At 66.6% G+C, this 18,150-nt stretch carries 20 protein-coding genes and 3 pseudogenes; 19 read left to right on the forward strand and 4 right to left on the reverse strand.

Features of this window, described 5'->3' with window-relative positions; all coding sequences use genetic code 11:
* Positions 1-11 precede the first annotated feature (11 nt).
* Positions 12-779: an ABC transporter ATP-binding protein gene (locus IQ220_RS09625; protein WP_193914664.1), complete on the forward strand. Its 768-nt coding sequence runs from the start codon at positions 12-14 to the stop codon at positions 777-779.
* Between the two features lie 9 nt (positions 780-788).
* On the opposite strand, the gene IQ220_RS09630 is transcribed toward IQ220_RS09625, so the two are convergent.
* The gene (locus IQ220_RS09630; RefSeq protein WP_370566413.1) at positions 789-983 is read right to left on the reverse strand and encodes a hypothetical protein; all 195 of its coding nucleotides are present in this window, start codon (positions 981-983) and stop codon (positions 789-791) included.
* Between the two features lie 92 nt (positions 984-1,075).
* On the opposite strand from IQ220_RS09630, the gene IQ220_RS09635 reads away from it, so the two are divergent.
* The 5 genes and pseudogenes from IQ220_RS09635 to IQ220_RS15780 all read left to right on the forward strand — a co-directional run bounded on the left by IQ220_RS09635 (position 1,076) and on the right by IQ220_RS15780 (position 4,973).
* Positions 1,076-2,005, forward strand: a complete 930-nt coding sequence (locus IQ220_RS09635) for a fatty acid desaturase (protein ID WP_193914666.1) — start codon at positions 1,076-1,078, stop codon at positions 2,003-2,005.
* Complete coding sequence (locus IQ220_RS09640; RefSeq protein ID WP_193914668.1) at positions 2,002-3,003, forward strand: alpha/beta fold hydrolase; 1,002 nt, start codon at positions 2,002-2,004, stop codon at positions 3,001-3,003. The genes IQ220_RS09635 and IQ220_RS09640 overlap by 4 nt, the downstream gene beginning before the upstream one ends.
* Positions 3,000-4,316, forward strand: coding sequence for a type III glutamate--ammonia ligase (glnT, locus tag IQ220_RS09645; protein ID WP_193914670.1), 1,317 nt, complete (start codon positions 3,000-3,002; stop codon positions 4,314-4,316). The genes IQ220_RS09640 and glnT overlap by 4 nt, the downstream gene beginning before the upstream one ends.
* 52 nt (positions 4,317-4,368) lie before the next feature.
* Positions 4,369-4,583 (forward strand): annotated as a pseudogene (locus IQ220_RS15775) (site-specific integrase); the annotation flags it as partial.
* A 168-nt stretch (positions 4,584-4,751) separates the two neighbouring features.
* Positions 4,752-4,973: a tyrosine-type recombinase/integrase gene (locus tag IQ220_RS15780; RefSeq protein ID WP_370566431.1), complete on the forward strand. Its 222-nt coding sequence runs from the start codon at positions 4,752-4,754 to the stop codon at positions 4,971-4,973.
* Positions 4,974-5,016: 43 nt separating this feature from the next.
* Here IQ220_RS15780 and IQ220_RS09655 read toward each other — a convergent pair.
* Positions 5,017-6,154: pseudogene (locus IQ220_RS09655) on the reverse strand (IS3 family transposase).
* An 86-nt stretch (positions 6,155-6,240) separates the two neighbouring features.
* Here IQ220_RS09655 and IQ220_RS09660 point away from each other — a divergent pair.
* The 6 genes from IQ220_RS09660 (at position 6,241) to IQ220_RS09685 (ending at position 9,640) form a co-directional block, all read left to right on the forward strand.
* A complete protein-coding gene (locus IQ220_RS09660) occupies positions 6,241-6,606 on the forward strand; it encodes a tyrosine-type recombinase/integrase (protein ID WP_370566414.1) in 366 nt (121 codons plus the stop codon).
* Between the two features lie 374 nt (positions 6,607-6,980).
* Complete coding sequence (locus tag IQ220_RS09665; RefSeq protein WP_193914672.1) at positions 6,981-7,904, forward strand: homing endonuclease associated repeat-containing protein; 924 nt, start codon at positions 6,981-6,983, stop codon at positions 7,902-7,904.
* Between the two features lie 156 nt (positions 7,905-8,060).
* A complete protein-coding gene (locus IQ220_RS09670) occupies positions 8,061-8,363 on the forward strand; it encodes a type II toxin-antitoxin system RelE/ParE family toxin (RefSeq protein WP_186699396.1) in 303 nt (100 codons plus the stop codon).
* A complete protein-coding gene (locus IQ220_RS09675; protein ID WP_222934202.1) occupies positions 8,363-8,671 on the forward strand; it encodes an addiction module antidote protein in 309 nt (102 codons plus the stop codon). Before IQ220_RS09670 ends, IQ220_RS09675 begins: the two co-directional genes overlap by 1 nt.
* A 298-nt stretch (positions 8,672-8,969) precedes the next feature.
* Positions 8,970-9,227 (forward strand): ribbon-helix-helix protein, CopG family, encoded by a 258-nt coding sequence (locus tag IQ220_RS16560; RefSeq protein ID WP_186699394.1) that lies wholly within the window; start codon positions 8,970-8,972, stop codon positions 9,225-9,227.
* A 2-nt stretch (positions 9,228-9,229) separates the two neighbouring features.
* Positions 9,230-9,640 carry a type II toxin-antitoxin system VapC family toxin gene (locus tag IQ220_RS09685; protein ID WP_186699392.1) on the forward strand — a complete coding sequence of 137 codons (411 nt, stop codon included), beginning with the start codon at positions 9,230-9,232 and terminating at the stop codon, positions 9,638-9,640.
* Between the two features lie 260 nt (positions 9,641-9,900).
* Here the strand turns inward: IQ220_RS09685 and IQ220_RS09690 are convergent, their stop codons facing one another.
* Together IQ220_RS09690 and IQ220_RS09695 are read right to left on the reverse strand one after the other, a co-directional pair.
* Positions 9,901-10,077: a DUF2256 domain-containing protein gene (locus tag IQ220_RS09690; RefSeq protein ID WP_186699390.1), complete on the reverse strand. Its 177-nt coding sequence runs from the start codon at positions 10,075-10,077 to the stop codon at positions 9,901-9,903.
* A gap of 233 nt (positions 10,078-10,310) precedes the next feature.
* A complete protein-coding gene (locus tag IQ220_RS09695; protein ID WP_193914674.1) occupies positions 10,311-11,708 on the reverse strand; it encodes a PhoH family protein in 1,398 nt (465 codons plus the stop codon).
* A gap of 95 nt (positions 11,709-11,803) precedes the next feature.
* Here IQ220_RS09695 and IQ220_RS09700 point away from each other — a divergent pair, with 95 nt between their 5' ends.
* From IQ220_RS09700 to lpxD, 7 genes and pseudogenes are all read left to right on the forward strand, one after another.
* Complete coding sequence (locus IQ220_RS09700) at positions 11,804-12,985, forward strand: F420-0:Gamma-glutamyl ligase (RefSeq protein WP_370566415.1); 1,182 nt, start codon at positions 11,804-11,806, stop codon at positions 12,983-12,985.
* A 178-nt stretch (positions 12,986-13,163) separates the two neighbouring features.
* On the forward strand, positions 13,164-14,243 hold the full coding sequence (locus IQ220_RS09705; protein ID WP_228009093.1) for a hypothetical protein: 1,080 nt from the start codon (positions 13,164-13,166) through the stop codon (positions 14,241-14,243).
* Positions 14,233-14,754 (forward strand): Holliday junction resolvase RuvX, encoded by a 522-nt coding sequence (ruvX, locus tag IQ220_RS09710; RefSeq protein WP_193914678.1) that lies wholly within the window; start codon positions 14,233-14,235, stop codon positions 14,752-14,754. The genes IQ220_RS09705 and ruvX overlap by 11 nt, the downstream gene beginning before the upstream one ends.
* Positions 14,755-14,795: 41 nt before the next feature.
* Positions 14,796-15,338: a DUF3727 domain-containing protein gene (locus IQ220_RS09715; RefSeq protein ID WP_186700289.1), complete on the forward strand. Its 543-nt coding sequence runs from the start codon at positions 14,796-14,798 to the stop codon at positions 15,336-15,338.
* On the forward strand, positions 15,338-15,877 hold the full coding sequence (locus IQ220_RS09720) for a YqeG family HAD IIIA-type phosphatase (RefSeq protein WP_193914680.1): 540 nt from the start codon (positions 15,338-15,340) through the stop codon (positions 15,875-15,877). Before IQ220_RS09715 ends, IQ220_RS09720 begins: the two co-directional genes overlap by 1 nt.
* Positions 15,874-17,000 (forward strand): annotated as a pseudogene (proB, locus tag IQ220_RS09725) (glutamate 5-kinase). The gene IQ220_RS09720 and the pseudogene proB overlap by 4 nt, the downstream one beginning before the upstream one ends.
* An 11-nt stretch (positions 17,001-17,011) precedes the next feature.
* Positions 17,012-18,103, forward strand: a complete 1,092-nt coding sequence (gene lpxD / locus IQ220_RS09730) for a UDP-3-O-(3-hydroxymyristoyl)glucosamine N-acyltransferase (RefSeq protein WP_193914682.1) — start codon at positions 17,012-17,014, stop codon at positions 18,101-18,103.
* Positions 18,104-18,150: the final 47 nt, after the last annotated feature.

Here is an 18,150-nt window from a genome sequence, read left to right on the forward strand (position 1 = left end):
CCACCGAACCGATGCAGCTCGTTGTCGATCAGGTGTCCAAGGTGTTCGGGGTGGGCCGCAGCGCCAGTTGTGTGCTCGAGGACATCAGCTTCAGCGTCAACAGCGGTGAATTCGTGGCCCTGGTGGGCAGCTCAGGCTGCGGGAAATCCACCCTGATGCGCCTGGTGGCTGGCCTGGACCACCCCAGCGCTGGGGTGGTCACGGTGGACGGCCAACCCGTGCGCGGCCCTGGTTCCGACCGCGGCATGGTGTTCCAGAAGTACAGCCTCTACCCCTGGCTCACGGCCGCCCAGAACGTGGCCTTCGGCATGGAACTGCAGGGGCTCAGCAGGCCCGAGATCCGCGAGCGCACGGGCTATTTCCTGGAGGTGGTGGGCCTGGCCGATGCGGCCCGGCGGCGACCCCGGGAGATCTCGGGGGGCATGCAGCAGCGCGTCGCCATCGCCCGCGCCCTGGCCGCCCAGCCCAAGATCCTGCTGCTGGATGAGCCCTTCGGCGCCCTCGACCTGCAGATCCGGGAGTCGATGCAGGAGTTTCTGCACGGGCTGTGGCAACGCACGGGCCTCTCGGCGCTGCTGATCACCCACGACCTTGAGGAAGCGCTGCTGCTGGCCCAGCGGGTCCACATCATGGCGCCCAGGCCGGGGCGGATCGTGCGCAGTGTCCAGGTGGATCTGGACCACGGCAACATGGCCCACCTGCGAGTGTCGCCACCCTTCCTGGCCCTGCGGGAGGAGTTGGCCACCTGTCTGCGCGGGATGGAGCCTGCCCTGGCCTGAGCCCTCGCCTCAGGCGGGGTCAGTGAACTCCCCCGGAAGGATGTTCAGGTAAACGGCTTCCTTGAACAGTCCCTGCTTGGCGAGCGGATCCTGCCGACTCTGGGCAGCGGCGTAGCGGTGGCGCAGCGACTCCACGAGGGTCTGACGCCGCCGTTCCTGAGACTGGAGGGCTTGGTCTGGGCTGGCCATGACGGTAACGACCACGACATTTCCTTGCCTGACTTTAGGGCTGTGGACGTCGCTGCCGTCGCATTGCCTACCGCAGTGGCAGTAGGCCAACTGCTGGACTACCTCCTATGGCATCCCCGTCCGCCGCTCTGATTGACCGCCAGGCCCTCAGTGAGCTGAACACCCTGCGGCGGGGGCCGGCCTGGCTGAGGCTCAGCACCCACCTGCTCCTCGTGGTGATAGCGGGATGGCTCTGGCGCCAGCCCGATCTGGCCCTGCCCTGGCGGGCCACCGCTCTGCTGCTGAGCGGCATCGCCCTGGCCACCTGTTTTGCCCCCCTGCACGAGTGCTGCCACCGCACCGCCTTCCGGAGCCGGGCCACCAACGATGCCGTGGCCTGGCTGGCAGGGGTGCTGAGCTTCTACAACGCCACCTTCTACCGGCGCTACCACCAGTGGCACCATCGCTTTACCCACCAACCCGGCCGCGACCCGGAACTCGAGGATCCGGCGCCCACCTCCTGGCCCGGCTACCTGAAGGAACTGAGCGGCTGGACCTGGTGGAGCGGCAAGCTGCGCGGCCATGCCCGTCTGCTCTGGGGCGACCTCAGCGCCCTGCCCTACCTGAATCCTGAGGTGATCCCCCAGGTGCGTCGTTCAGCCCGGCTGCAGGCCCTCGTCTATGCCCTGGTGCTGGCCGTCTCCTGCGTAGGCGCGAACGGCTTTCTGTTCTGGAGCTGGCTGCTGCCCCTGGCGGTGGGGCAACCCTTCCTGCGCTTTGTGCTGCTGGCCGAGCACAGCGGCTGCAGCTTCAGCGACGACGGCACCGCGAACACCCGCACCACCTTGACCCTGGCGCCGCTGCGCTGGCTGATGTGGAACATGCCGTTTCACGCCGAACACCACCTCTACCCCTCCCTGCCCTTTCACGCTCTGCCCCAGGCCCACGCCCTGATCGCCCCCCAGCTGCGCCACCTCGACCACGGCTACCTGCGGGTGCATCGCCAACTGCTGGCCGACCTGCCCTCCCTGGCCATCCCCGCACCTGGGCGAGCGTGACGCCGCCGAGCCGGCATCACCAGCTGGGCGCCTGGCCCCTGGCCTGCGGCCGGGTGATCCCCGAGGCCCGGATCAGCTACCTGCAGCTGGGCGAGCTGAACAGCGCCCGCTCCAACCTGATCCTGGTGCCCAGCGCCTACGGCGCCCGGGTGGAGGATCTGGCCTGGCTGGCGGGGCCGGTGCTCGCCCCCGAGCAGTGGTGCATCGTGATCGCCGGCCAGTTCGGCAACGGCGGCTCCAGCAGTCCCAGCCACGGCGCCATGGGCCTGGCCGAAACGGGCTGGGTGGTGCATCACAGCGACAACGTCGCCGCCCAGCGCCGGCTGCTGGCCGAGGTGTTCGCCGTGGAGCGGCCGGCCCTGATCTACGGCTGGTCGATGGGGGCTCAACAGGCTTACCAATGGGCGGTGCAGCATCCCGAACAGGTAGAGCGGATCTGCTGCATCGCCGGCACGGCGCGCACTTCCCCCCACAACCGTCTGTTCTGCCTCAGCCTGCGGCAGGCCCTCACCGCCGACCGCCACTGGAATGGCAGCGGTTTTGATGCCATGCCCGAGCAGGGGCTGCGCACCTTTGCCCTGATCTACGCCAGCTGGGCCGCCAGCCAGCCCTTCTTCCGCACGGTGAACGGCTCGATCGAGGCCCATGTGGAGCAGCAGTGGCTGCCCCACTACCGCCGCCATGACCCCCGCGACCTGATCGCCATGCTCGACACCTGGCTCGCCCATGACGTGGCGGGCGGCGGCGATCTGGCCGCTGCCCTCGGCCGCATCACGGCCCGAACCGCCCTGGTGGCCTGCAGCCACGACCTCTACTTCCCCCCCGCCGACCTGGCCGCAGACGCATGCGCCATCCCCGGCGCCTGCCTGCACACGATCCACTCCGAACTCGGCCACCGCGCCGGCAATCCCCACAGCAGCACGGCGGAGCAGCTGCAGCTGCGCCACATCACCAGGGAGCTGCTGCAGCTCCCCACCCCCCATCTCGCCAGCCGATGACCCCCCTCGCCCAACGGCTCCAGGAGCTCGAGCTCTCCTTCCTGCTGATCTCCTTCACCGACCTGTTCGGCATCCAAAGGGCCAAGCTGGTGCCCGCCTCCGCCGCCGAGGCGATGGGCCGGGACGGCGCCGGCTTCGCCGGCTTCGCGGCCTGGCTGGATCTCTCCCCCGCCGACGGGGACGTGATGGCAATCCCCGATCCCGCCAGCCTCACCCCCCTGCCCTGGCAGCCGGGCGTGGGCTGGGTGGCGGCGGAGCTGGTGCTGGCCGGTGAGCCGATGGCCCAGTGCCCGCGCCGCCTGCTGCGGCTTCAGCAGGAGCGGGCGCTGCAGCTGGGCTTCGAGCTGCGCAGTGGCGTGGAGGCCGAGTTCTTCCTGCTGGGCGCCGATGGAAGCAGCATCGCCGATGCCGCCGACCACCAGGAGAAACCCTGCTACGACCAGCTGGCCCTGATGCGCCGCTACGGGCTGATCGGACCGCTGCTGGAGGCCATGGAGCAGCTGGGCTGGGGGCCCTACCAGGCCGATCACGAGGATGCCAACGGCCAGTTCGAGCTGAACTGGACCTTCGCCGACGCCCTCACCACCGCCGACCGCCACGCCTTCTTCAAGGTGATGGTGAAGACGCTGGCGGAGCAGCAGGGCTTCAAGGCCAGCTTCATGGCCAAACCCTTCGCCGAGCGCACCGGCAACGGCTGCCACACCCACCTCTCACTCTGGGGTGCACCCGGCTACAGCGCCGCTGGCGTCAATCTCTTCCATGACCCCGCCGGTGAGCTGGGCCTGTCGCCCCTGGCCTATCAGTTTCTGGCGGGTCTGCTGGAGCACGCACCAGCCCTGTGCGCCCTCACCAACCCCACGGTGAACAGCTACCGGCGGCTGGCGGCGCCGCCCACCACCTCGGGGGCCACCTGGAGTCCGGCGGGGATCAGCTACAGCGGCAACAACCGCACCCACCTGCTGCGCATCCCCGACGACCAGCGCCTGGAGCTGCGGCTGCCCGATGGCTCAGCCCATCCCTATCTGCTGCAGGCCGCCATCCTGGCGGCGGGCCTGGACGGCATCGAGCGAGGGCTCGAGCCAGGACCTCGCCATGACAACGACAACTACGCCGCCCCGCTGGGACCGGAGATCTGCCCAAGGCTGCCGGCCGATCTGGGCGAGGCCCTCGATGCCTTCGACGCCGACACCGGCCTGCGCCAGGCCCTCGGAGAGGAGTTCTGCCAGGCCTACGGCAAGCTGCGCCGCCGCCAGTGGCAGCGGGAACGGGGCGACATCAGCGACGCCGAACGGTGCACATCACTGGATTGCTGAGATGCCTGGGCAGCCGTGGCAACTCTGAGTCAACGCCATGGCGCAGGCCCCCATGCCAGAGCAACCCAAAGCTGCAGGGCTGATCCAGCGCTACCGGGAGGAACTGCAGACCCGCCACTACGCCCGTCGCACGGTGAAGACCTATGAGCAGTGGCTCAGAAGGTTTCTGCGCTTCCACAACCTGCGACACCCCAGAGAGATGGGCAGCGCGAGGTGAATGCCTTCCTCAGCCATTTGGCCGTGAATCGGCAGGTGAGCCCCTCTACCCAGAACCAGGCACTGTCGGCGCTGCTGTTCCTGTACCGCGAACTGCTGGAACGGGACCTGGAGCTGGAGGGTGTGGTGCGGGCGCGCACGCGCCGCAGGCTGCCGGTGGTGCTGACGGTGCAAGAGGTGCGGGCTGTGCTGCAGCGGCTGGTGGGTGCCGAGGCGCTGGTGGCGGGGCTGCTCTACGGCAGCGGCCTGCGGTTAATGGAGGCGTTGCGGCTGCGAGTGCATGATCTGGACTTCGGCCGGCAGGAACTCACGGTGCGCGACGGAAAGGGCGGGAAGGACCGACGCACCCTGCTGCCCCTTCGCGTAGCGGAGCAGCTGCGCTCCCATCTGGTGGACGTGCGGGTGATCCACCAACGGGATCTGGCCAAGGGCTTGACGTGACCCCCTTCGTCGGTCCAGGCCTTATGAGAGTGGGTGGGTGTAGTCATGCTGCAGCTCCCTGTTGAGCTGCCTCCAGGGGCGTCAGCCCCTGGAGGGCCGAGTGCGGCCTGCGTGAGTTGTACTCCCAGCGCCAACGATCGGCCAGGATTTGCGCCTCCGGAGCGGTGGTGAACAGCTCGGTGTTGAGGAACTCATCCCAGAAGCGGCCATTGAACGATTCCGCGAATCCGTTCTCCCAGGGAGATCCAGGCGCGATGTAGGCCGTTCTGGTGGTGGTGCTGGCCTCACACCAGTCGCGTAGAGCCTGCGCAATGAACTCCGGCCCGTTGTCCGATCGGATGTACGCCGGTGCTGGGTAGAGGCTGGTGAGTTCCTCCAGCACGGCCACCACATCCTTGGCCTTGCACCGCCTGCGACCCGGATCGCCAGGCAGAGGCGGCTGTGCTCATCGATCACGTTCAGGAACTTGAGTCTGCGGCCATCGGCGGTGGCGTCGAACTGGAAATCCATGGCCCACACCTGGTGGGGATGCTCAGCCCGGTGACGCCTCACCGAGCCGTCCGCCGGCCGTGCCCGCTTCCGCTTCCTGGGAGTGGGGCGCTGCAGACCCTCCTCCCGCCAGAGCCTTTGCACCCGCTTGTGATTCACGGTCCAGCCCTCCCGCCGCAGCAGGCGGTAGGCCATCCGGCGGCCCCAACGGATGTGGTCCGCGGCGATCTCGCGGAGACGCAGCCGGAGCTTGGCCTCCTCGATCGAGACGACCTTGCCGCCATGGCGCTGGGTGCTGCGGTGCTGGCCCACCACCCGGCAGGCCAGGCGTTCAGAGGCCCGGTAACGCTCCTGCAGGACCGTGACGGCCCTGCGGCGACGCTCCGGGCTCAGAAGTTTCCCTCGGCGAGGTCCCACTGCTGCGCAGAAGCCTGCGGCTAGAGCATGGCCTTCTCCAACTCTGCTTCTGCCAGAAGCTTCTTGAGCCGGGCGTTCTCCTTCTCCAGCTGGGTCAGCCGTCTGGCCTCCTCGGCCTGCATGCCCCCGTACTGCTGCCTCCAGCGGTGGTAGGTCGGTTGCGTCACCTCGATGACGCGGCAGACGTCGGCGACGGTTTTTCCCTGGGCGATCAACTGCTCGGCCGTCTTGAGCTTGCGGATGATCTGCTCGGCTGTGTGCCTGGTGCGTTTCATGGTCGAGTCCCCGGCCCAGTTTGGCCGGCTGAAGACTCTCATTCACCCTGGACCGGTTTCCGGGGTCCACGTCAGGCTGGGGGCGGGTGCAGCTGCCCCATGCCCTCGCCCGGAAGTATCCGAATGCCTCTGTCGAATGGTGTTGGCAGTGGGTGTTCCCACAACACAGCCGCTGGTTCAATCCGGCCACCGGTGAAGAGGGCCGCCACCACCTTGATCCCAGCCTGATCCAGAAAGCGGTGCGCAAGGCGGTGCTGGCAGCTGGGATCAGCAAGCCGGCCACCTGCCACAGCCTGCGCCATTCGTTCGCCACCCACCTTCTGGAACGCAGCCAGGACATCCGCACCATTCAGGAGCTACTGGGGCACAGCGATTTGAAAACCACGATGATCTACACCCATGTACTGAATCGGGGCCCAATAGGCGTCACCAGCCCTGCCGATGAACTCTGACTGTGTATCAGGTGTGCCATACGGTTATCGGATCCGCATAAAACCCCTCATCCAACTGGCCTGGCCATCAGAAACCAATGCGCTGGAGTCAAGTTGGCGCCCATGGCCGAGTGCACCGAGAAGAGATAGGCTGACAGGGGCGCGTGGGTTGAGGTAGATACCGGACCCGCCCATTCAGCGTTGCTTCGACCGTGTTTTTACGGTTTTTCTCGGTGCCTAGGATATCTGCACGGCTAAGCAACAGCAAGCTCGAGCCGACACCGCCTGCTAGCCGAACGACGTTCGTCAAGAACGGCGGTGCGGCTCAGCTAATCGTTAGGTGCTATCGCCATTAGTATAGTTGTTTCAAAAGTCTTTCTCCAAGGTGTAGCGAGATGGAATTTCAGCTCAGTGAATACCGCCAAGGAGTCACCGGAGATGAGTTGACAGAAGATGTCAGGAAAATTGCAAAGCTTGTTGGCAATAAGTATCTTTCATATCAGCGATATAGAAAAGCCGGTGGTCGCTACGGGGATCATACGTTCAGGAGACGATTTGGATCTTGGACAAAAGTTCTAGCGGTGTCTGGGCTAGAGCAGGTCAAGCCTCGTTCCGAAATGAAGAAGGTTGATCCTGATAACATCATTTCTGACGTCAAGCGTATCGCGGCTGAGCTGAACTCATGCATTGTTACGTCAAAGCAGTATGAAGCCCTTGGAGCTTATGCATTCCCAACGGTAATAGAGAAGTTTGGAATTTGGAAGAACTTACTTGAGAATGCCGGTCTTTCTGTAACCGGCTTTATTGCGAAATACTCCGACATTGAAGTATTCACAGAGATAGAAAGAATATGGACAGTCCTTGGCAGGCAGCCTACGACTACTGATCTTAAACGAGGAATCTCAAGAATATCCTTGGAAGCGCTTAGCCGTCGGTTTGGTGGATGGAGAAATACGCTGGTAGCATTCTTGGAATATGTAAGCGACGGTAGCTCTCCGAATCAGGACGACCTTGACAATGTAGCAAGCGAAGAGTCAGTCATCCCATATACGGAAGTGGACGCTGCAGGAGAAAATAGAAAGAAGAGAACGCCGAGGAATATAAATCTTAGGTTGAGATTTCGAACCTTACAGCTGGATGCATTTAAGTGTCGCGCTTGTGGTGCGTCTCCTGCCAAAAACCCTGAGACCGAGCTCCATGTAGATCATATTGTTCCATGGTCAAAAGGTGGCGAAACAGAACTCGACAACTTGCAGACGCTTTGCTCGAAATGCAATTTGGGAAAGAGTAATTTGCACAATCTGACTCATACCACCTAACATCGCCATTCACCTGAGCCGCCACCGCAAGGCCATTTCCTTTATGCCTCACTCACAGCGGCCAGGTGATGGCAAGCGTTCGAAGGATGTGTCGTCTTTGATGGGAGCCAGCAAGGCAGCATTGCGTGGCCGTAGCCAAGAGGCTACAGTTGGGTTATGGTTGAAGTCCGCCAGACAGAGCGTTTCGTCCAGTGGCTTGCGGGTCTGCGTGATCTGAGGGCCAGAGCGAAGGTTCAGGCCAGGATCGAACGCCTCATCGGCGGCAATCCTGGTGACGTCAAACCCGTCGGGGCCGGCGTGTCTGAGCTGCGCATCAACTATGGCCCTGGATACAGGGTCTATTACCTGCAGAGGGGCTCCGCATTGATCATCCTGTTGGCTGGAGGAGACAAGTCCTCACAGGCCAAGGACATTGATGAGGCGCTTCTGCTGGCAGACAACCTGAGTGAGGAGATCTGATGAAAGTCACGACCAGCCCCTACGACGTTGCCAAGCATCTACGAACCCAAGAGGAGATGGCGGCCTATCTGGAAGCCTGCATCGAGGAGGCGGATGGAGATGTGGCTTTCATTGCCAAGGCCCTTGGTGACATCGCACGCGCCCAAGGGATGACCAAAGTGGCCAAGGATTCAGGGCTATCCAGAGAAAGTCTCTATAAGGCACTCTCGGGGGACCGCAGTCCGAGCTTTGACACGATCCTCAAGGTCGTGTCGGCCTTGGGGCTTAAGTTGAGTGCCACTGTGAGAAGTGAAGCTGAGGTGGCTTGAGCTCTGCTGGCGAAGCGACGGTCTGCAATCGCTGCCTGTTGAGAAGCGACACCTTCGAACAAGCCCCTTGAGTGGACAGGCCTTAGTCAATTCTCGATGGATTGCGATAGCTTCTTGCCTGCCACTCAGGGACAGCGTTCGAAGGATCGGTAAGAGCGAGCAGAAATGCCCCGTGGAGGAGGCCGCTGCTGCTGGCATAAGTAGACCCTGCAACCAGTTCCGCGAAAAGCCCGCCAACGATGGCCGTAATACCGTTTGGCAGCTGGTATGATGATGGAGTAGAAGCGGGGTGCTTGCCATGGCTGTGATCTCACTCAAGTTGACCGGAGCCCTTGATGCGCAGCTCACGGAGCAGGCTCATCGTCGTCGGCTGAGCAAGTCTGAGTTGGTTCGACGAGCATTGACAGCGTTTCTCCAGTCCTCAGAGCAGGGTGTGGAAGACTCAGCACCACAATCCGCCGCTGATCTGTTAGCCGATTTGGTTGGTTGTTGTGAAGATGGACCAGTAGATCTGTCATCTAACCCTGCTTACATGTCTGACTTCGGTACAAACTGATTATGGCGGTGCTGCTGGATACAGGCCCTTGGGTTGCCGTGTTGAGTCGCAACGACACCCACCATAGATGGGCTATTGAACAGTTTCGGTGTTTTCAGCCTCCGTTGCTGAGCTGTGAGGCTGTCGTTGCGGAGACTTGTTTTCTGCTGAAGCGCTCCGGTTTTGATCCTTCCCTGGCGTTGCAGTTCATTGAGCGAGGGGTCGTTCAATTGCCTTTCGTTCTCCAGGAGCAGATCGGCTCTGTGAGTTCACTCTTCAAGCGGTATGAGAATGTTCCTGCATCTCTAGCTGATACTGCTTTGATTCGACTGTCGGAGATGAACGACTCACCATTGCTTCTCACTACCGATAACGACTTCCATATCTACCGCCGCCATGGAAGGCAAACGATTCCTTTGGTCAGCCCGCGATAACTCTGGATCCTGCAGTAGATGCGAAGGTCTGCGGAGGTTGTCTATAGAGAAGCGACACTTCGAACACACCCCTCGAGTGGACAGGGCACCACCAACTCTATGGTGCCCCACGCCAGGCTTCATGCCTGCCACTCAGGGGCAGCGTTAGCTCTGCAATGAGGTGTGCAAGGCCAACGACGCGGAGGAATGCTGCCGATTGAACGAGTCTCACCTCGGATAGAGATGGGGTTCCCTCGATTTCTTGTCTATCGATGAAGGGTTCAGAAGAACGAGTGTAGGAGCAACGATGAATCGCTGCTCATAGTGTGGCGCCGGCGCCGGCAGCGCTCCGAGCAGTACCGCACCTCCTCCCACACGTCCTTCCATTTCTTACGCCATTGAAACGGTCGCCCACACACGGGGCAGATCTTGCTGGCGCGCTCTGCGGAATTGGTCATCGGGAATTCAGGGGAAGGTTCAGATCAGATCCGCAGGGAATGAGCTGGTTCCATGAGGCATTGGATGACAGCTCCATTGATCCAGTTCAGACACGACATGCCGTGACAACGCGCATTCCAAAGACGAAACAGCTCCTGAGTCTCCTCCAGGTTCTCGAACTCAGCCACGCTGATGCTCCCCCAGCCGTCATGGCTGACGACGCTTTAGGGCTTGCGCTGCTGGGGCATGGCTGTCAAAGCAGATTCGCCGCCAGCTCCGCCAGTGGTGAGCGCTCACCGCGCATCAGCGTCACATGGCCGGCCAGCGGCTGTCCCTTGAAGCGCTCCACCAGCCAGGTGAGGCCATTGCTCTCCGCGTCCACATAGGGATTGTCAATCTGATAGGGATCACCGGTGAGCACGATCTTGGTGCCTTCACCCACCCGGGTCACGATCGTCTTCACCTCATGGGGAGTGAGGTTCTGGGCTTCATCCACCACCATGAACTGGCGGGGAATCGAGCGGCCGCGGATGTAGCTGATCGCCTCCACCTCCAGCAGTCCCATGCCCTTGAGATCTGACCAGTTGCCGCGCTGAGAGCGCTGACTTCGCCCGCCTCCTGTGCCCCCAGGGCCGTTGCTGCGACCCGCCTCCTCCGCACTGCCACCCAGCAGGAAGTCGAGGTTGTCGATGATCGGCTGCATCCAGGGACCCATCTTCTCTTCGAGATCGCCGGGCAGGAAGCCCAGCTCCTTGCCCAGAGCGATCACCGGCCGGGTCACCAGCAGGCGTTCATAGAGGCGCTCATCGGCCACCTGGTGCAGGCCGGCCGCCAGGGCCAGCAGGGTCTTGCCCGTGCCCGCCTTGCCCACCAGGGTCACCAGCTGGATGTCGGGATCGAGCAGCAGGTCGAGGGCGAAGGTCTGCTCGCGGTTACGGGCCTGGATCCGGCCCAGGCGAACCTTCTGGGCCCGCTGCAGCGGCTGCAGGGTGCCCGTCTGGGCCTGGAAGCGACTCAGCATGGTGTGGGCTGGCTGGGCCAGGTCGATCAGCATCACCCCCTCGTTGGCCTGAGGGGGGGCCGGCAGATTCAGGCCGTCGACGCTCAGCCCGGCCCCGTGCTTCACCTGATCCATCTGCTCGGCACGGGCCCACAGCTCGCAGACCCCCGGATAGAGGTCGTCGATCGCCACCTTGTCGGTGCTGTAGTCCTGCGCGATCAGACCCACCGCATCGGCCTTGATGCGCAGGTTGGTGTCCTTGGTGACTAGCACCACCGGCGGCTGGCTGCCGATCACCGCCTCCAGGCGCTGGGCCTCCAGGGCCACGGCGAGGATGTTGTTGTCGCCGTTGCCGGCCTTCAGCTCCGGGGGCAGCTGCGCCAGGGTTTCGGCGCGGCAGAACACCACCTTCAGGGTTCCCCCCTGGTCGCCGTTGGGCACGCCGTCGGCCAGGTTGCCTTGGGCCCTGAGGTCGTCGAGCAGACGCGACACCTGGCGGGCATTGCGACCCTTTTCGGCGGGGTCGCGCTTGAAGCGGTCGATCTCCTCCACCACTTCGATCGGGATCACGATCGCGTTGTCTTCGAAGCGGGTGAGCGCAGCCGGATCGTGCAGCAGCACGTTGGTGTCGAGCACGAAGGTCTTGCGCATCCCCAGGCCGCCCGGCCAGCTGGCAGCGACGCTAGATCCCCGGCTGCACGTACGCTCCGGCGAGCCACACGCCGTTGCCGTTGTTCCTCGCTGCCGTGTTCAAGATCGTCCTGGTGCTGGCCCTGCTGCTGGGGCTGCTGCTGCTGTGGCTGGAGCTGCGCCACCGGCTGCGGCCGGCCTCTCCCCTGAAGCTCAGCGCCGATGGCTTCAACGTGGAGCGTTCTCCCGCCGATCTGCCGGGGGGCTACCGGGTGAGCGGCACGATCACGATCCGCAACCCCCATCCCCGCATGGAGGTGTTCGTGCCCGAGCTGGAGCTGCGCCCCACCCTGCTGGGTCGCGGCGACCTGGCAGGCGTGCAGCTGCTCAGCCGGGTGCGTGCTGACCATCCCGACGAGGAGGGCCGCGCCGATGGCTACTGGGCCGCCTACATCGTCAAGGGCCGCAAGGCCACCAGCGCGCGCCTCAGCCTTGAGCTGCGCCCCGGCCCCGGCCAGGACCTCGACGCCCTGCTCGACACCCTCTGGCTCGAAGTGCTGTGGGTCAACTACGGCCCGTTCGGCCGCCTCTGGCGCCGGGACGGAATTCTGGTGCCGCTGCGGCTGCCCACCCCGGTGGAGCCCGCCACCGCCACCTGGCGTGCAGGGGAACGCTGTGCAGTACTGCCCGTGCGCACCCACCTGCTCGGCAGCCTCGATGACGCCGAGGCCGTGCTGCGGCGCTACGCCGGTGCCCTGCTCCAGCCAGGTGACGTGCTCACCCTGGGGGAGACCCCCCTGGCGGTGATGCAGGGCCGCTACCAGCACCCGGAGATGGTCACGCCCTCAGGGCTGGCGCGGCTGCTCTGCCGGGTGTTCCACCCCACCAGTTCCCTCGCCACCGCCTGCGGGCTGCAGAGCCTGATCGACGTGGTGGGCCCGGCCCGGGTACTGGGCGCCTGGCTGGTGGGCACGGCCCTCAAGCTGGTGGGCTCCAAGGGCTGGTTTTACCGGCTGGCAGGGGATCAGGCCCGCCTCATCGACGACGTGACCGGCACCACGCCCCCCTACGACCAGACGATCGTGCTGGGGCCCCACCAGCCGGAAGTCTTCTGCGCCCGCATGGCGGCGGCCCTGGGGGTGGCGGTGGCCGTGGTGGACGTGAACGACCTGGGCCGGGTGAAGGTGCTGGCCTCCAGCAGTGGCTGCGACGAGACCCTGTTGCAGCGCGCCCTGCGCCCCAACCCGGCGGGCAATGCCAACGAACGCACCCCCGTGGTGCTGGTGCGGCCGGCCTGAACCCCACGGCCCCAGCCGCGGCGGCGGCCAAGCGGTGCCGCTTCAGCGGCGATAGCATCAGCCCAGAGTGGCTTGATTTGAGCCAGTCCACTGCTCAGCCCACACTCGAGCCTGTCAAGGTCCATTACGAGGTCTGCCAGGGATGTCGGTGCTTCCCCCATCCACTGCCAGCACCCCCATGGAGGCTCCACCGAGCCACGGCTCTGCTGGCGGCGAAGGCTCCGGGCTCGATGCCCCTCTGCGGCTGGAGCCACTGGCTGGCTGGCACATTCCGCTGCTGCATGATCCCGCCTACCTGCCCCTGCACCCGCTGCTGCAGCGCGCCGTGCTGCTCACCATGCCCCAGAGGCTGCTGCAGCTGCTGAGCAGCCGGCCCTCCCTGGGCCCGCAGGTGCTGGTGGCCCTGCGCCAGCAGACGCCCCAGGGATTGATCGTGACCCGGCGGCTCAACCGCAGCGGCAGCTGCTGGCAGGTGCAGCACCTGCGCCTCTCGGCCACGCAGGCGCGGCGGGAGCTGGCCGGCACCCTGCTGAGGGAGGCGATCCGGCGGGGCCGGGGGGCCAGCAGCTGGATCGCCACCGCCTCCAGCCTCGACCGCGACCGTCTGGCGGTGCTGCGGGAGCAGGGCTTTCAGCCGCTGCGCACCGATCGGCTGTGGCGCTGGCCCCCGACCAGCCCCTGCCGTGGCGACGCCGCCGGCCTGGAGCTGCGCCCCCTCAACCGACGCACCGCGCCCGAGCTGTGGCATCTGGAGCAGGCCGCCTGTGCCGCCCAGCTGCGCCAGCTGCTGGACCGACGCGTTGACGACCTCCTGGCCCAGAGCCACGGCCGCGGCTGGATGCTGTTCGATCCCTGCCGGGAGCAGGCCGTGGCTGCGGTGCGCTGGATCGGTGAGCACGCCGGTGGCGGCCACGACGTGAAGCTCACCGTGCATCCCGGCTGGCAGCACCTGTTCGGAGACGCCACCGCGCTGCTGCTCAGCCAGGCCCAGCACAGCTTCGCCGAGGGTCATGCCCTCTGGCTCGGCTGCGACGTGAGCCAGGAGAACGGCCAGCGCTGGCTGGCCCAGAGCGGTGCCGAGGAGCGCGGTGAACGGGTGCTGATGGCCCGCAGCGTCTGGCACCGGCAGGAGCTGCGGGCCCCTGCCCAGCTGGCCGCCCGTCGGCTGGAAGCGGTGTGGGAACAGTGGCAGCCCCGTCGCCAGCCCATGCCCACGCCGGTGGGCCCAGGGCAGGGCGGTCTGGCCGATGCCCCCTGAGGCGCTCGCCGCAGGCAGGCGGCGGCAGGCCCCGCGGCCCCGCTCGGTGCTGGCGGTTGATGTGGGCCGCCGTCGCATCGGCCTGGCCGGCTGCGACCCGCTGGGCCTCACCGTGAGCCCACTGCCGGCCCTGGCCCGGGGGCGCTTTGCGGTTGACCTGACCCGCCTGCAACCCCTGATCGCGACGCGGCGGGTCGAGGCCCTGGTGGTGGGCCTTCCACTCGACAGCGCTGGCCAGCCCACCGAGCAGTGCCGCCACTGCCGCCGCTACGGCGAGCAGCTGGCCAAAGCCACCGGCCTGCCCCTGGCCTGGGTGAACGAGCACGGCAGCAGCTGGTCGGCGGCCGAGCGCCATGGCCTCCACGGCGACCGCTCCGGTGCCCTGGACAGCGCGGCCGCCCAGCTGCTGCTGGAGCAGTGGCTGCAGGAGGGTCCGGAACCCGCCATGCAGGCGCCGGTGGAGCGGGCGACCATCGCCAGGGGCGCGGAGTCCCAAGTTGCACCATCCTGAGGGGCACAGCTCCTCCGATGGCGAGCACCGCAGGTTCATTCATGACTGGCTCCGGCGAGATCCGCTCCGATGTGCCCACCCTCCTGGTGCGGGATCAGCAGGGCCGCCAGCTGCTCTGTTTCCTGGAACAGCTGATTCCCCTCGATGGCCACGACTACGGCCTGCTGACGCCGGTGGACACGCCGGTGTGCCTGTTCCGCCTCAACGACGATGACGACCTGCCCGAGTTGATCGACACCCTGGAGGCCAGCGAACCGATCCTCTCGGTGGCCGATGTGGTGCTGCAGGAGCATGACCTCACCCTGGTGCGCTCGGCGGTGACCCTCACGGTGAGCGGCGAACTCGATGAGCCCGATCCCGACGAGCTCGAGGAAGACGAAGAGGATGACGAGACAGAGACCTACGAGCTGCTGGTGACCTTCATGGCCGACGAGCAGGAGTACGGCCTCTACATCCCCCTCGATCCCTTCTTCGTGGTGGCCCGCATGGAGGGCAACGGCGCCCTGGTGGTGGAAGGCGAGGAATTCGATCGGGTGCAGCCCCGCATCGAGGCCGAGCTGGAGGAGCGGGAGGGGCTGGCGTGATGCTGCGTCAGCTGCTGCGGCCGAACTGGCTGATCGATCGCACCCTGGCGGAACTGCCGATGCAGGACCTGCTGGATCAGGGCATCCGCGCCCTGGTGCTCGATGTGGACCGCACCCTGCTGCCCAGGGGCACGGCCACGATCCTGCCGGAGAGCGCCCTGCGCTGGCTGCAGGCGGCCCGCGAGCAGCTGCCGATCCACCTGTTCAGCAACAACCCGTCGCGGCAACGCATCGGCGCCGTGGCCCGGCAGCTGGACCTGCCCTTCACCACCTCAGCCGGCAAACCCCGCCGTGGCGCCCTGCGCAAGGTGCTGAACCAGTTCGCCCTGCCCCATCACCAGGTGGCCCTGATCGGCGATCGGCTGTTCACCGACGTGATCGCCGGCAACCGGCTGGGGCTGTTCACGGTGCTGGTCAAACCGATCGATCCCCAGGGGCAGCCCTGCCGTCGCGATGGCCTGCAGCGGCTGGAGCTGCGCATGGCCCACTGGCTGGGCAGTGGGCTGGGCAGTGGGATGGGCAGTGGCCGGGGCCGATGAGCACCACCCCCCTGCGCCGGGTGGTGAAGGTGGGCACCAGCCTGCTGCGCGGTTCGGCCGAACGACCCACCGCCGCAGTGATCGCCGACCTGGCAGCCAGCCTCAACCGGGCCCGCCGCCAGGGCGACAGTGTGGCCCTGGTCACCAGCGGTGCGGTGGGGCTGGGCTGCTCCATTCTTGGCCTGGCCCGCCGCCCCACGGAGGTGGAAGCCCTGCAGGCCGCCGCCGCCATCGGCCAGGGGCGGCTGATGGGCCTCTACCAGGACGCCTTCGCCGTGCGCGGCCTCAAGGCGGCCCAGGTGCTGCTCACCCGGGGGGATCTGGCCTCGCGGCGGCGCTATCAGAACGCCTGCCGCACCCTGGCCCAGCTGTTCGCCTGGGGGGTGGTGCCCGTGGTGAACGAGAACGACACCCTGGCCACCGATGAGCTGCGTTTCGGCGACAACGACACCCTCTCGGCCCTGGTGGCCGTGGCCGTTGGCGCGACGAGCTAATCCTGCTCACCGACGTGGACCGTCTCTACTCGGGCGATCCCCGCCAGGACGCCAGCGCCGAACCGATCAACGAGGTGGGCAGCCTGGCGGAGCTGGAGCGCCTCAGCCAGGGAGCCAGCGGCGGTGGCCAGTGGGGCACGGGCGGCATGACCACCAAGCTGGCGGCCGCCCGCATCGCCACCTCCAGCGGCATCCGCGTGCACCTGGCCGATGGCCGTGATCCCGCCGTGCTCGATGCCCTGGTGGCCGGCGAGCGGGTCGGCACCCTGTTCCAGCCCGCCGCCACCCCCCTGCCCGACCGCAAGCGCTGGCTGGCCCATGCCCTGCTGCCCCAGGGCAGTGTGCGGCTCGACGTGGGGGCCGAGCAGGCCCTGATCAGCCATGGGGCCTCCCTGCTGGCGGTGGGCGTGCTGGCCGTGGAGGGCGACTTTCTGCCCCGGGAGGCCGTGCGTCTGCTCAGCAACGACGGCCGTGAGCTGGGCCGGGGCCTCGCCACCCGGGGCAGCGCCGAGCTGCGCCAGCTGATCGGCCAGGCCGGGGTGGAGGTGGTGCACCGCGACCACATGGCCCTGGTGGGTGAGGCTGCGGCCGGTCACCGCGATCGCTCTACGATCCGGCCCAGCTCGTAGTTCCAGCGGCCATGCGCTTCAGCGACCTGCTCGGCCTCCTGAGCGACGTGCAGGCCGCCGGTGGTGCAGGGGCCGTGGCCCACCACCTGGCTGGCGACCCCGGCATCGAGGGGGCTGCCGCCCTCGACCAGGCCGGGGCCGCCCAGATCTGCTTCCTTGAGCCGGGCCACGCGCTCAGCGCAGCCCTGGAGGGCTGCAACGCCGCCGCCGTGCTCCTGCCCGCGCGGGGCGAGGAGGCCCAGGCTCTGCAGGAGCTGGCCAGCGCCCGCGGCCTGGCCTGGGTGGCCCTGCCCGACCCGCGGCTGGGCTTCGCCGAGGCACTGGAGGCGCTGTTTCCAGCCGACCCCCTGCCGGCGGGCGTGGCCCCCAGCGCCGTGGTGGACCCATCAGCGCAGCTGGGGCTCGGCAGCCACATCGGCGCGAACGTGGTGGTGGGGGCCAGGGCCGCGATCGGGGCCCACTGCTGCCTGCACCCTTCCGTGGTGCTCTACGACGACGTGGAGCTGGCCGAGGGCTGCACGCTGCACGCCGGCGCGGTGCTCCATGCCGGCACGCGCCTGGGCCGGGGCTGCGTGGTGCACGCCAACGCCGTGATCGGCAGCGAGGGCTTCGGCTTCGTGCCCACCGCCGCCGGCTGGCGCAAGATGCCCCAGACCGGCCGGGTGGTGCTGGAAGACGGCGTGGAGGTGGGCTGCGGCAGCACCATCGACCGCCCCACGGTGGGCGAAACCCGCATCGGCGCCGGCACCAAGATCGACAACCTGGTGCACATCGGCCATGGCGTGACCACGGGCCGGGGCTGTGCCCTGGCCGCCCAGGTGGGGATCGCCGGCGGAGCGCGCCTGGGGGACGGCGTGATCCTCGCCGGCCAGGTGGGGCTGGCCAACCGGGCCGTGATGGGCAACGGGGCGATCGCCTCCTCGAAGTCTGGGATCCACGGCAGCGTGGCCGCCGGCGAGGTAGTGAGCGGCTATCCCGCCATCCCCAACCGGCTGTGGCTGCGCTGTTCGGCGGCCTTCAGCAAGCTGCCCGAACTCAGCCGCCAGCTGCGGCAGCTGGAGAAGCGCCTGGGCGCCCAGGAGCAGGCCGGGGGCGAACGCTGAGGCCGTTGAGGCCGACGCGTAGCCTCACGCTCCAGGCTCGGTCGCCT

This window comes from Cyanobium sp. LEGE 06113 (genome assembly GCF_015207615.1).